This window comes from Actinacidiphila glaucinigra, assembly GCF_035918135.1.
Classification (GTDB): domain Bacteria; phylum Actinomycetota; class Actinomycetes; order Streptomycetales; family Streptomycetaceae; genus Actinacidiphila; species Actinacidiphila glaucinigra.
This window is the reverse complement of record NZ_CP109144.1, coordinates 1,346,131-1,359,630: the sequence shown is the minus strand read 5'-3', so window position 1 is coordinate 1,359,630 and position 13,500 is coordinate 1,346,131. Positions and strand designations below refer to the sequence as shown.

General features: G+C 73.0%; 8 protein-coding genes. 5 read left to right on the top strand and 3 right to left on the bottom strand.

Annotated features, from left to right (window positions below; translation table 11 throughout):
- Window positions 1-109: 109 nt before the first annotated feature.
- The gene (locus OIE69_RS05935; protein WP_326570878.1) at window positions 110-2,113 is read left to right on the top strand and encodes a BTAD domain-containing putative transcriptional regulator; all 2,004 of its coding nucleotides are present in this window, start codon (window positions 110-112) and stop codon (window positions 2,111-2,113) included.
- Window positions 2,114-2,188: 75 nt separating this feature from the next.
- Here the strand turns inward: OIE69_RS05935 and OIE69_RS05930 are convergent, their stop codons facing one another.
- The 3 genes from OIE69_RS05930 to OIE69_RS05920 all read right to left on the bottom strand — a co-directional run bounded on the left by OIE69_RS05930 (window position 2,189) and on the right by OIE69_RS05920 (window position 8,910).
- Complete coding sequence (locus OIE69_RS05930; protein ID WP_326570877.1) at window positions 2,189-2,392, bottom strand: cold-shock protein; 204 nt, start codon at window positions 2,390-2,392, stop codon at window positions 2,189-2,191.
- A gap of 241 nt (window positions 2,393-2,633) precedes the next feature.
- On the bottom strand, window positions 2,634-6,602 hold the full coding sequence (locus tag OIE69_RS05925; RefSeq protein ID WP_326570876.1) for a S8 family serine peptidase: 3,969 nt from the start codon (window positions 6,600-6,602) through the stop codon (window positions 2,634-2,636).
- Window positions 6,603-6,771: 169 nt separating this feature from the next.
- Window positions 6,772-8,910: an alpha-galactosidase gene (locus OIE69_RS05920; RefSeq protein WP_326570875.1), complete on the bottom strand. Its 2,139-nt coding sequence runs from the start codon at window positions 8,908-8,910 to the stop codon at window positions 6,772-6,774.
- A 179-nt stretch (window positions 8,911-9,089) separates the two neighbouring features.
- On the opposite strand from OIE69_RS05920, the gene OIE69_RS05915 reads away from it, so the two are divergent.
- From OIE69_RS05915 to OIE69_RS05900, 4 genes are read left to right on the top strand one after another with little or no spacing between them, the layout of a single operon-like run.
- A complete protein-coding gene (locus OIE69_RS05915) occupies window positions 9,090-10,265 on the top strand; it encodes an ROK family transcriptional regulator (protein WP_326570874.1) in 1,176 nt (391 codons plus the stop codon).
- An 8-nt stretch (window positions 10,266-10,273) separates the two neighbouring features.
- Window positions 10,274-11,587 carry an ABC transporter substrate-binding protein gene (locus OIE69_RS05910; protein ID WP_326570873.1) on the top strand — a complete coding sequence of 438 codons (1,314 nt, stop codon included), beginning with the start codon at window positions 10,274-10,276 and terminating at the stop codon, window positions 11,585-11,587.
- Between the two features lie 20 nt (window positions 11,588-11,607).
- Window positions 11,608-12,576: a carbohydrate ABC transporter permease gene (locus tag OIE69_RS05905; RefSeq protein WP_326570872.1), complete on the top strand. Its 969-nt coding sequence runs from the start codon at window positions 11,608-11,610 to the stop codon at window positions 12,574-12,576.
- Entirely contained in the window at window positions 12,573-13,499 is a 927-nt protein-coding gene (locus tag OIE69_RS05900) for a carbohydrate ABC transporter permease (RefSeq protein WP_392567464.1), read from the top strand. Before OIE69_RS05905 ends, OIE69_RS05900 begins: the two co-directional genes overlap by 4 nt.
- Window position 13,500: the final 1 nt, after the last annotated feature.

The following is a 13,500-nucleotide window of genomic DNA, read 5'->3' as shown; positions in this document are numbered from 1 at the left end:
GGAGTCGGGTGCCTGCCGGCGGCGGACGTCCCGAGCCTCCCGCCCGCGAATCAGCAACCGGTCAGCGCGTACCGTGGCAGCGGGGACGACGGCCGGAGAGGTGGGCAGGGTGCGGGTCGCGTTCGGTGTGCTCGGGCCGGTCGTCGCCTGGGACGGCGACGGTCGCGCGCTCGCGCTCAGGGGACCGCGGCACCGGGAGGTGCTGGCGAGGCTGGTTGTGGCACGCCGCCGCGTCGTGCCGGTGAACCGCCTGGTGGCGGATCTGTGGGACGAGCCGCCGGCCGGTGCCGTCGGGGCCGTGCAGACCTTCGTCGGCGCGCTGCGCCGCGAGCTGGAACCGGGGCGGCCGCCCCGGGCACCCGCCCGGCTCCTGGTCACCGCGGGCACCGGGTACGCCCTGCGGGCGGACCCGGACAGCGTGGACGCCTGGCGGTTCGAGGCCGCCGTCGACGCCGCCGCGGCTCTGCCGCCCGCGCCGGCGCTGGCACGGCTCGGCGAGGCACTGGAACTGTGGCGCGGCCCCTCGTACGGCGAGTACGCCCACCGGGAGTGGGCCCGCGGCGAGCGCTCCCGCCTCGCCGAACTCCGGTTGCGGGCCGTGGAGCGGCGTGCCGAGGCCCGGTTGCGACTCGGCCTGGCCGCCGAGGCGGTGCCCGACCTGGACGCGCACCTGACCGAGCACCCGTGGCGTGAGGACGCCTGGCGGCTCCTGGCGCTCGCGCTGTACCGCTCGGGCCGCCAGGGGGACGCGCTCGCCGTGCTGCGCAGGGCCCGGGCGATGCTGGCCCAGGGCCTGGGGCTCGACCCCGGACCGGCGCTGCGCCGCCTGGAGGCGGACGTACTCGCGCAGGACCCGCGCCTGGACCCCCAGGCGCCCCCGCCCGCCGACCCGGGCGACGCGGCCGCCGGCGTGTGGACGCGGGCGGCCGAGGCGTACGACCGCACCGTCGCCGCCGGGGCCCGCGCACGGCTGGAGTCGACGGTCGGCCTGCTGCGCAATCTCGCGCTGACCGGGGGCGGCGGCCTGGAAGCCGCCCGCGAACACCGCCTGGCGGCCGTCACCGCGGCGGAGGAGACCGGCGACCCGGAACTGACCGCCCGGGTGATCGGCGCGTACGACGTGCCCGCGATCTGGACCCGCGGCGACGACCCGGAACAGGCCCGGCGTATCGTCGCCGCGGCCGAGCGCACCCTGGCCGCACTGCCCGCCGACGCCGCGCACGAGACGGCCCGCTGCCGGCTGCTGGCCACGATCGCGGTGGAGACCCGCGGCATCCGCACCCCGCGCGGACCGCTGGCGGCGCGGCAGGCCGAGGAGGCGGCCCGCCGGCTCGACGACCCGGCGCTCCTCGCGTTCGCCCTCAACGGGGTGTTCATGCAGACGTGCACCCGGGCGGGCCTCGCCCCGCGCAGGGACGCGGTCGGCGCCGAACTGGTGGCGCTGGCCCGGCGGCACGGCCTGACGACGTACGAGGTGCTCGGGCACCTGATCCGCCTCCAGGCCCGCAGCGCCCTCGCCGACTTCCCCGCGGCCGACCTGCACGCCGCCGCGGTCGACGTCCTCGCCGAACGCCACGAACTGCCCCTGGCGGGCGTCTTCACCCAGTGGTACCGCGCGCTGCGTACGGCCGCCTCCGGGGGCGGGGGCGCCTCGCGGGCCGAAGCCGCCTACCGGGCCGCCGCGGCGCGGCTGGAGGGCGCCGGGATGCCGGGCGTCGAACGGGGCCTGCTCCCGCTCGCGCTGCTCTGCCTCGACCTGGCCGACGGCGCCGTCCCGGCGGCGCGGCTCGCCGAGCGCGTGGACCCGGCCGCGGACTGGGGGCCGTACCGGCCGTGGGCGGACCCCTTCGCCCTGCTGCGCGCCGGCCGCCGCGCCGAGGCCCTGGCGGCCCTGCGGGCGCTGCCCGAGCCACCCCCCGACCTGCTGTACGAGGCGCTGTGCTGTCTGCAGAGCGTGCTCGCCGTCGAGCTCGGCGATCGCGAGGTCCTCGAGGCACTCCACGCCCGCCTGCTCCCCGCCGCCGGCCAACTCGCGGGAGCCGGCAGCGGTCTGCTCACCGCGGGCCCGGTGGACCGCCACCTGGGCGCCGTCGCGGCGGCGCTCGCCCGGTAGACCCGGCGCCCGCGCCGCCCCCAAGAGGAAGGGCCGGCACCCCGAGAGGTGCCGGCCCCGTACATCCCCGGTGGATCAGATGGGGAGGATGTTCTCCGCCTGCGGGCCCTTCTGGCCCTGCGTGACGTCGAAGCTCACCTTCTGGCCCTCCTGGAGCTCACGGAAGCCCTGGGTGGCGATGTTGGAGTAGTGAGCGAAGACGTCGGCGCCGCCGCCGTCCTGCTCGATGAAGCCGAAGCCCTTTTCCGAGTTGAACCACTTCACGGTGCCGGTCGCCATGGGAATCTCCTTTGGGAGCAGTACATGAAGGCCGCACTTTGCGACCTCCCGTCGCCGCATTGACCCCTCCGGAAGGACCGGAAAACAAAAGTGCACCTGTCGGTTACATCCCGGCAGGTGCACGTAAAGTTCATGGGTACCAAAACTGCAACGCGCTTAACCTAGCACAGGTGTCACCTCGCGACCGTGGAGGCCGGGTCCGCCGGTTGTATGCGGCGGACCCGGCCCCGTCGGCCCTCGGTCAGTAGGTGAACCGCTGGAGCCCGTTGGCCCAGGGGTTCACCAGGAAGACCGTGCGCGTGTCGGGGTCGAGGAACAGCCCGCGCCGGCTGGTGAAGTCGAAGTTGCTGGTGCTGAGCGTGGAGTTGACGAGGTTGGCGACGGGGTGCCGGGCGAGCACCCTGCCCGTGTCGGGGTCGACGACGGTGATCTCGCTCAGGGCGTTGTTGTCGCCGGTGGTGGCCTCCTCGTAGAGATGGGCGACGAGGGCGACGTGGTGCCGGGTGTCGAGCACCGGCCACATGACGCCCCGGGTGCCCAGGTCGGCCGGGGCGGCGGTGGCCAGGGACTTCTGGTCGGCCGAACGCCAGGTGCTGGTGGGGAACTCGCCCGTGGTGTAGCTGGGGGTGGCCGGCCCGGCTGCGACGTAGACCCGGTCGCCCCTGCCGTCGGGCAGGAGCCCGGCGGTGCAGGCCGGCATGGTCGTCAGCGGCGACACCTTGCGGGTGCCGGGGTCGACCGACACGGCCCAGTAGGGCACGCGTCCGGACAGGCAGGGCCCCATGGTGCCGGTGGTGGCCGCGAAGAACGTGCCGGTCGACGCGTCGACGGAGACGTTGCCGAAGGTGCGCCCCGGGCTGTCCGCGTTGAGCGGGATCGGCGCGGAGACCTTGCCGGTGGCCATGTCGACGGTCCACAGCGACGCCACGCCCGAGACCCCGTCGAAGGTCGTCACGGCCGCCCGGTGACGGGCCGGGTCGACGGCTCCGCCCTGGAAGTACACCGACGTCGAGCCGGTGCCCGGGTCGAGCGTGCTGAGCTTCACGCGCCCACCGGTCGCGGTGTCGCGCAGGTCGACCTCGGGGAGCACGCCGCCGTCGAACGGCCGGTGGCCGATGAGGGTGTGTCCCGTGCCGGGGTCGGCCCCCAGCACCTCCTGCATCATCGAGGTGCCGGTCTCACGGGACACCGTGGTGCCGAGGGTGCCCTCGGAGAGCGAGTACGCGGTGGTGGCGGAGCTCTCCAGGTGGATCCAGCCGTCGTCGCCCTCGGCGAAGTCGTCGGTGGACAGCAGGGCCTTGCCGCCGCTCACCTCGATGTTCTCCAGGGTGCCGGAGACCGTGTCGCCGTCGAGGTACTGCACGAACGACGTGGGCGACGCCTGCCCCACGGGCTTGCCGGCCCGGGTGGGGAGGATCCGGACCGGGTACTGCAGTCCGGTCGGCAGACCGAGTGCCCTCAGGTCGAGCACGGTCCGGCCCTTCACCGACGGCAGGGGCCGGAAGAGGGTGGAGGCGTGGTCGACGCCGTTGTCGTCACGGCCGCTGCCGTTCTGGTTGGTGGCGGTGTTGAGCGCCCCGTACAGGGTGGGGGCCGGGGTGAGGAACTCGATGGCCGCGCCGTCGGCGTGCCGCACCGAGGAGGCGTCCCAGGAGACCGTCAGCCTCGGCTCCGGGCGGCTCAGCTCGATGGTGTGGGCCGTGGCGGAACTCCCCCGCCCCAGCAGCAGTGCCTGCGGCCGCTGGTCCGCGCCGGGCCCGACGCGCAGGGCGCGGAAGTCCCCGAAGACCTGGCCGTCGTAGAGCGTGACGCCGATGCCGTAGAGCCCGGCGCCACCCGGTCCGAAGGCGGAGGCGGGGATGGTCACCGTGCCCTTGGTGCCGGTGAGCGGGGTGCGCCACTGGGCACGCCACTTGTCGCTGGTCGTGAAGGGCGTCCAGTGGCCGACCGAGGAGAGCACCAGCTCGGGGGCGGTCGCGTCCCGCAGGCCGGTGAGGTCGTAGTGCACGGTGACGGGCTTGCCCAGCGGGGACGAGCCGGGCGCGGTCGGAGCCTTGGGCTGCACATACGTGCCGTCGGCCGCGCCGAAGGTGAGCCGCCGGCCGGTCGAGGCCACCACCTTGCTCCCGGAGAGCGCCTCGAACGTCACCTGCAGGGTGCGCGGTTCGCCGGAGGCGAGGGGCAGGCCGGCGGCGGCCAGCAGCTCGCGGGGCAGGACGCGCAGGCTCGGGCCCGCGGAGGGGATCGTGCCCTTGTCGCCGACGCGCAGACGGTATGTCAGCTTCCGGTGGGCGCCGGTGAGGTCGAGACCGAACGTGATGGGCGAGACCGCGTTCTGCCCGGACGGATTGCCCCAGGCGTCGGCGGGGCCCGCCAGGTCGATGGCGGAGGGGTCGGTGGCCTCGACGAAGGCGGTGGTCGGGCTCACCGACAGCAGTTGGCGCTCGGCGACGGACAGCCGCACCGCGGCCGGGGTGAGGTCGTGGCGCTCGGCGAGCACCTTCTCCACCGCCGCGGTCACGTCCAGTTGCGGGCCCATGCGCAGTTCCCGGTCGGCCTGCGGAGGCTGGGCGATCGGGCGGCCGGTGTCGACCAGCAGCTTCCTGACCTCACGCGGGCTGAGCCTCTGCCCGGTCGCCTCGGCGGCCGCCAGCACGTTGGCCGCCGCGGCGGCGATCATCGGGGCGGAGGCCGAGGTGCCGCCGTTGAGCACCACGCCCGGTCCGTCGGGTGTGTGGATCAGCGAGGGCAGGTTGTCGCCGGGCGCCGCCAGGTCGATCCGCGTGCCGAACCCCGAGGAGTAGCCGGCGGACCCGTTGTACCGGGTCGTCGGGTAGACGGCGGTGCGTACGTCGTCCGAGCTCAGGGTGTCGTCGACGGTGGTGCCGCCGGCGGCGATCACCCCGGTGTCGCGGACCAGGGTGGGGGTGGTGGTGGGGGCGACGTCGTCGATGGACGTCTGCGCGCGGCCGTTCGACGTCAGGTCGGTCGGGGTGCTGCCGCCGTCCGGGCCGACCGACACGGGCAGGCCCAGGCGGGTGCCGTCGTTGGACGAGACGACCACGACGATCCCCGAGTCCACGATCGAGCGCAGGGTGTCCCTGATCTCCGGGTCGTCCTCCAGCCACCGCGAGGGGAAGCCGATCGAGCCGTCCGTGCCGAATCCGAGGCTCGCGGTGATGACGTCCGGCCGGGGCTTCTGGGCGGCCGCGGCTCGCAGCGCGGCCGCGATGCCCACGGCGGAGGGCTCCTCGGGGATCACGAGCCGGTACTGCGCGCCCGGCGCGATGCCCAGCAGGTCCGTGGCGCCGCTCCCGGTGGCCTCCGGGCGCTGCCGGTCGTGCGGCAGCGGGGCCATCATCGAGAAGTCCAGGAGCACTTCGGCGAGGTTGGGGTCCTGGCCCTCGATGGCGCCGGCCGGGTCGAGGCGGCCCTTGTTGTCGCTGGTGTAGGTCGGTATCAGCGGCAGGGAGGGGAAGTCCAGATAGCGCTTGCCGTCGCGGAGCACCGTGGTCGGGCCGTTGAGGCGCACGTACTCGTCGCCCGCGTCGGCCATGCCCTGGTCGGTGAGGTCGCCCAGCGACACATTGGTGACGATCTGGCCCTCGCCCGGCAGCGCGCGCAGATATGTGGCGGTGTCCTGGAAGGCACCGACCGCGTTGACGCCGCCGGCGTTGAGGTACGACTGGAAGGACGTCGTCAGGCCCTCGTTGGCGGGCAGGTCCTTGGCGGCGGTGGAGGGAGCGGTGGTGCGGGCCGCCGCCCGGTCGCCGATGCCGTCGACGGCCGCGAGGACGTCCTTCGGGAGCGGCACGGCACCGGAGTTCATCGTGCGGGGCCGGACCGCGGAGCCGGGGCCGGTGGACGCGCCCACGCTGTACGGCGTCAGCGCGGCGGCGTCGGCCCGGCGCCGGAGGATCTCGGCCGAGGGGGTCAGCGGGTCGCCGAACGCGCTGCGGCCCTTGCCGGCCGCCACGGGGAAGGCCCGGGTGGTGCCGTCCTTGCGGGTCAGGGTGCCTGAGCCGTCGTCGGACCAGCGCAGCACCGAACCGTCGGAGAGGGTGAGGGAGTGTGCCGCGGGGGCCGCGTGGGCCGCGGACCGGGACGCAGGGGCGTCCGGGTCCGCGGCGTGGGCGACGGAAGGCGCGGCGATCGTGGACAGCAGGGCGGCGAGCGCCGTGAAGCGTGCTCGTCTGAAGCGGTGGGACATGCAACGCCCTTCGGGATCGGGTGAGGAACGTGCAGAGGGCCGGCGGGTCTTCGGGACGGGCGGACGGAGCTCACCTTGACGGTGTCACGTCACGTCGGACAAGCTCCGGCAGCTGCGGGTTTGTGCAGTTGCCCACATGCGCGGGGCGTGCCGTGGCCCGGCCGGGCGGTCACGCGCCGTCCCGCTCCGCGAGGCGGACCAGGTGCACCGCCGAGCTGGCCCAGTCCCCGGGCGGCAGGTCGAGTGAGAGCCCGTACCCGCCGAGCACGGTCGCGTGGTGCACGGTCCCCGTGCGCGTGTCGCGGTAGCGGGCCCCCGGCGTGAGACCGCCCAGCCGCACCGGTCCCCGCGGGCCGCCGTGCCGCTGGACGCACTGCCAGGCGAGCACCAGCGCCTCGCTCCCGTCGTGCGCGGCGTACTCCACCACGGTGGGGCCCTCGTCCCCGGGTCCGCGCAGGCGGTGCAGCGCGCCGTGCTGGACGAGGTGCCGGACCCGCTTGTACCCGGCCACCAGCTCGGCGCCTTCGGCCAGTTCCTCCTCGGACCAGCGGGTGAGGTCACCGCCGATGCCCAGCAGCCCGGCCGTCGCGACGTGGAAACGGAAGCGCAGCGGCACCGTGCGGTGCGTCAGCTGGTTGGGCACGTCGGTCACCCAGGCGGCCATCGTCCGCGCGGGGTAGACCTGGCCGTAGCCGTGCTGGATGGCCACGCGGTCGGCGGCGTCGGTGTTGTCCGAGGGCCACGCCTGGTCGGTGCGGGAGAGGATGCCGAGGTCCACCCGGCCCCCGCCGCCGCTGCAGGACTCGATCCGCAACTGCGGGTGGTCGGCGCGGAGCCGGTCGATCACCCCGTAGAGGTTGTGCACGTACCGCGTCCACAGCCGGTCCGCGCCGTCGTCGCGGCCGGGCCAGCCGGCCTCGCTGAAGGCGCGGTTCATGTCCCACTTGAGGAAGTCCACGCCGTTCTTCGCGACGAGCCGGGTGAGCCAGTCGTACGCCCAGTCGGCGACGTCCTGCCGCGCGAAGTTGAGGACCAGCTGGTTGCGCAGCTCGGTCCGGGTCCGGTCCGGCACGTGCAGCACCCAGTCCGGGTGCTCGCGGTACAGGTCGCTGTCGGGGTTGACCATCTCCGGCTCCACCCACAGGCCGAAGCGCATCCCGAGCCGGTGCACCTCGTCGGAGAGGGGGGCGAGCCCGGAGGGGAAGCGGTCGGCGGCCGGGACCCAGTCGCCCAGTCCCGCACGGTCGTCGCGCCGTGCCCCGAACCATCCGTCGTCGACGACGTACAGCTCCACGCCGAGCGCGGCGGCCCGGGCGGCGAGCGCCGTCTGGCCGGGTTCGTCGACGTCGAAGCCGGTGGCCTCCCAGGAGTTGTAGAGCACCGGCGCCGTCTCCCACGGGTGCGGCAGGACATGGGCCAGGGTGTGGGCGTGCCAGGCGCGGCTCGCGGCGCCGAAGCCACCGTCGGTGCACGCGGCGGCGAAGCCCGGCGTGGTGAACTCCTCGCCGGGGGCGAGCGGCACGCTCGTACCGTCGTGCCCGGCGCCCCCGGTGAAGCCGGCCCGGCCGTCGGGGGTCCGCTGCGCGGTGATCCGCCAACTGCCGCTCCAGGCCAGGGCGGCGCTCCACACCCGGCCGTGCGTCTCGGTGGCGTCGCCCGCGTCGAGCATCACCCAGGGGTTGGCGTGGTGACTGGTGATGCCGCGGCGGCTGGTCAGCACGGTCTCGCCGTACGGCAGCCGGTCCCGGCGCAGTTGGCTCTCCGCGGACCACTGGCCGGTCACGTGGCTGAGCCGGTAGTCGGGCAGGGGCGGCAGGCTCCACGCGGCGGAGTCGGCCCGGAGCACGGTGAGGCTCCGGTCGCCCGCGTTGCGCAGGACGGTGTACCGCTCGATGACGTCGCTGTCGTCGTGCACGCGGTACCGCAGGGTGACCTCCAGCGGGTGGACGCGGTCGCGGAACCGCAGTGACAACTCGGCCGCGCCGGGCGCGGGTTCGTGTACGTCGTGTCCCACCGGCCGCCACTCGAAGGCCCGGGTCCCGTCGTCGAAGCGGACCTGGAGCGACGGCGGCCCGAAGCGGGCCCCGCCGTCGACGGGGAGCTCCTCGCCCACCGGGGACCGGCCCTCGAAGCTGCTCGCGTCCGGCCCCGCGGGGACGGCGAGTTCCGCCGCCTCCTCGAGGGTCAGCCGCGGACCCCAGGCGACGTGGCAGGGGGCACCGGTGGCGTCGATGCGCAGCGCGTACGACGTGCGCGGGGTGCTCAGCAGCCAGATCCCGGTGTCCGGGGCATGGGAGATCACGGGCATGGGTCCTCACGTTCGGGTGGTGCCAGGGGACAGACGGCAGCCAATCCTTACCTTGGATCAGATGTCAACACCCACCATGGTCCGGGCTTTTCCAGCTGGCAGGGCCTCATAGGGGCAACTTCAGAGGAACCTTGATTCTTTTATTGACAGCAGAAAAGAACCCACCTAGGTTCCCGGCCATGCGCTCGATCCTGCCGGGGGAGGCGTTCCCGGCCCACACGCCGGCCGCCTCCCAGATCTTCACCACCGTCCTGTGCCACGGTCCGCTCACCCGCACCGAGGTCGCCAAGCGTGCCGGGCTGTCCGCGGCCGCGGTCACCAAGGCGGTCCGGCCGTTGATCGAGGCCGGTTACCTCGTCGAGGACGTGGACGAGGAGGCGCGTCCCTCCTTGGGGCGGCCGGCCAACCCCGTGCGGGTGGACGGCGGCCGGGCGCTGTTCATCGGCCTCAAGATCACCGGTGACGAGATCATCGGCGTGCTGACCGACCTGTGCTGCCGGATCCGCGCCTCCCGCCATGTGCCGCTGCCCGCCCCCGACCCCCGGGCCGTCCTGGAGTCGGCGGCGGCCCTGGTGCACGAACTGCTGGCGGAGGCCGACGGTTTCGGCGTCCCCGTCAGCGGCATGGGCATCGCGGTCTCCGGTGACGTGGACCGGGCCGGCGGCGCGGTGCGCTACTCGCCGTTCCTCGACTGGCGCGACATCCCGCTGGCCGAGCTGGCGGAGATGACCACGGGCCTGCCCGTCACCGTCGACAACGACGTCAGGGCGCTCACCGTCGCCGAGCAGTGGTTCGGCGCGGGGGTGGGCCTGTCCGACTTCGCCGTGGTGACGGTCGGCGCGGGCATCGGCTGCGGTCTCGTCGTGCACGGGCGGGTGGTCTCGGGCGCCTACGGGGTGGCCGGTGAGATCGGGCATCTGTCCATCGACCCGGCGGGACCGCTGTGCCACTGCGGCAACCGCGGCTGCGTGGAGGCGATCGCGGCCGACCCCGCCATCGTCCGCGCCGTCCGTGAGGCGACGGGCATCCCCGTGGCCGACGCCGCCGAGGCGCTGAGGCTGGCCCACGGGGGCGACCCGGGGGCCAGGGAGGTGTACGCGCGGGCCGGTGAGGCGATCGGCCGGGCCATCGGTTCGGTGGCCAACCTCTTCGGCCCCGAGCGAGTGATCATCTCGGGCGAGGGCCTGGTGGCCCACGACCTGTTCGCCGACCAGATCCTCGAGGCGTTCGCCTCCTCCGCCTTCGGCACCGCCGGGCAGTGCGACCTGCGGACGCGGCCGCTGCCCTTCGAGGAGTGGGCGCGCGGGGCCGCGGCCACCGCGATCCAGTCCTTCATCAGATCAGACACGTACTAGGAGTAGCGATGACGCTGCAGAGCCGCACCGTCCTGACCGCGCCTCAGCCCAGCCGCCGCACCATGGTCGGCGGGCTGTTCGGGCTCGGCGCCGCGGCGCTTGCCGCCCCCCTCCTCACCGCCTGCGGCGGGGGAGCGGCGGCCGACCCCAAGACGGTGACCTTCGGGTCCAACGGGGCCGACGCCACGCCCAAGTCCGCCTACGCGGCGGTGACCAAGGCCTTCGCCAAGGAGAGCGGCCTGACGGTCAAGACCAACACCGTCGACCACGACAGCTTCCAGAAGAGCATCTCCAGCTATCTGCAGGGCACCCCGGACGACGTCTTCACCTGGTTCGCCGGCTACCGCATGCAGTACTTCGCCAAGAAGGGCCTCGCCACCCCCCTCGACGACGTGTGGGAGAAGATAGGCGGCGGCTTCAGCGAGGCCACCAAGCAGCTCTCCCGCGGCGAGGACGGCAAGTTCTACTTCGTCCCGCTGTACAACTACCCCTGGGGTGTCTTCTACCGGAAGAGCCTCTTCCAGGAGCGCGGCTACACCGTTCCGCGCACCTGGTCCGAGTTCACCGCCCTCGCCAAGCGGATGAAGAAGGACGGCCTCTCCCCGATCGCCTCCGGCTACGGCGGCGGCGACGCCTGGAGCATCCTCGGCGCCTTCGACTACCTCAACCTGCGGGCCAACGGCTACGAGTTCCACATGTCCCTGATGCGGGGCGAGGTGTCCTGGACCGACAAGCGCGCCGCCACCACCCTCGACCTCTGGCGCGAGATCAGCCCGTACTACCAGCAGGGCGCCGGCGGACGCTCGTGGCAGGACGCGGCCCAGTCCCTGCTGGACAAGAAGTCCGGCATGGCGGTCATCGGCCTCTTCCTGGGCCAGCAGGTCTCCGACGAGGCGCTCCGCGCCGACATCGACTTCTTCCCCTTCCCCGAGATCGACCCGGCCAACGGGCAGGACGCCGTCGAGGCGCCCACGGACGGCTTCATGCTCAGCCGCCGTCCCAAGAACGAGAAGGGCGCCAAGAAGCTCCTGGAGTTCCTCGGCGGCGCCAAGGCCGAGGGCCTCTACATGGGCGTCGACCCCAGCAACGTGGCCGTCCACGCGCAGGCCGACACCGGCTCCTACAACCCGCTGCAGAAGAAGTCCGCGGAACTCATCGCCTCCGCCAAGCACATCACCCAGTTCGCCGACCGCGACAGCGACCCCGGCTTCATCTCCACGGTCGTCCTGCCCGGACTCACCCAGTGGCTCGGCCACCCGGACGACGGCGCCGCCCTGCTGAAGCGCATCGAGTCGCAGCGCTCGCGCTTCTTCACCTCCTGACCGGACCGGGAAGGTTCACCGTGCCCTCCGCGTCCCCCACCGCACCCCCCGCACCCGCGCCGCGGGCCCCCGCCACCGGGGCGTCCCGCCGCCGCCCCCGCCGGCTCGGTCCCGGTGACCGGCTCTTCCTGGCCGTCGTCATCGGCGTGCCGCTGCTCGCCCTGCTGGTCTTCGTCTGGCTGCCGGCACTGGCCTCCATGGGCCTGTCCTTCACCAGCTGGGACGGCATCTACCTGTCCGACATCCACTGGGTCGGGCTCGACAACTACCACCAGATCCTCACCAACTACCCGCCGTTCTGGCCGGCGGTGCGGCACAACGTCATCTGGCTGCTCTTCACCGCGCTGCTGCCCACCCCGTTCGGGATCTTCCTCGCCTACCAGCTCGACCGGAAGCTCCGCTTCACCCGGGTCTACCAGACGGCGATCTTCCTGCCGATGGTGCTCTCCCTGGCGGTCGTCGGCCTCATCTGGGAGATCATCTACAACCCCGACACGGGCCTGCTGGACGGCATCCTGGCCGCGGCGGCCCCCGGCCACCACGTCGACTGGCTGGGGGACCCCGACCTCAACCTGTGGGCCGTCCTGGTCGCCTCGGCCTGGCGGCACACCGGCTACATCATGATCCTCTACCTGGCCGGGCTGAAGGGCTTCGACCCGGCCCTGAAGGAGGCCGCCGCCCTCGACGGCGCCAACGGCCGCCAGACCTTCCTGAAGGTGGTCTTCCCCGCCCTCAAGCCCGTCAACGTCATCATCCTGGTCGTCACCGTCATGGAGTCCCTGAGGGCCTTCGACGTCGTCTACGTCCTCGGCGGCGGCGTCGGCAGCAAGCCCGGCATGGAACTGCTGTCCCTGCTGATCACCGACAACATCATCGGCGAGTCCAGCCACATCGGTTACGGCTCCGCCCTCGCGGTCGTCCTGCTCCTGGTCTCCCTCGCCGCCATCGGGACCTTCCTCGTCCAGAACTTCCGCAAGGAGGACCGGTGACCACGACCGCCACCCCGCCCGTCACCCCGGCCCGCCCCCGCGACGAACCGCCGTACGGCGGTGCCGTGTCCAAGCCCCCGCGGCAGACCGGCCGGCACCTGATGCTCGCCACGATCGCGCTGCTGTGGCTGCTGCCGCTGCTGTGGGCCGTCTACACCTCGCTGCGCCCCTACGCGGACACCAGCAAGCACGGCTACCTGTCCTGGCCGCGCGGCATCAGCCTGCAGAACTACACCGACGCCTGGAACCAGTCCGGCATGCCGCACTTCTTCTGGAACTCGGTCCTCATCACCGTCCCGTCCGTCCTGGGCACCCTGCTGTTCTCCGCGGCGGTCGCCTTCTTCGTCTCCCGCTTCGACTTCCGCTGGAACATCGTCCTGCTGATGCTCTTCACCGCGGGCAACCTGCTGCCCGCGCAGGTGCTCATCACCCCGCTCTACCGGCTCTACCTGCTGGTCCCGCTGCCTGCGTGGATGAGCGACTCGCTGCTCCTGTACAACTCGACGTGGGGCATCATCGCCATCCACATCGCCTACCAGTGCGGCTTCTGCACCTTCGTGCTGAGCAACTACATGAAGACGATCCCGGGGGAGATCTCCGAGGCGGCCCTCGTCGACGGCGCCCAGGTGTGGCGGCAGTTCTTCCAGATCATCCTGCCGCTGTGCCGGCCGGCCTTCGCCGCGCTGGCCACCCTGGAGTCCATCTGGATCTACAACGACTTCTTCTGGCCGCTCGCGCTCATCGAGACGGGCGACAAGCGCCCCATCACCTCAGCCCTGGCCAACCTGCAGGGCCAGTACTTCACCAACCCCAACCTCATCGCCGCCGGCGCGCTGATGACCGCCGTCCCCACCCTGCTCGTGTACTTCGCGCTCCAGCGGCAGTTCATCAGCGGTCTGACCATCGGCTCGGGCAAGGGCTGAC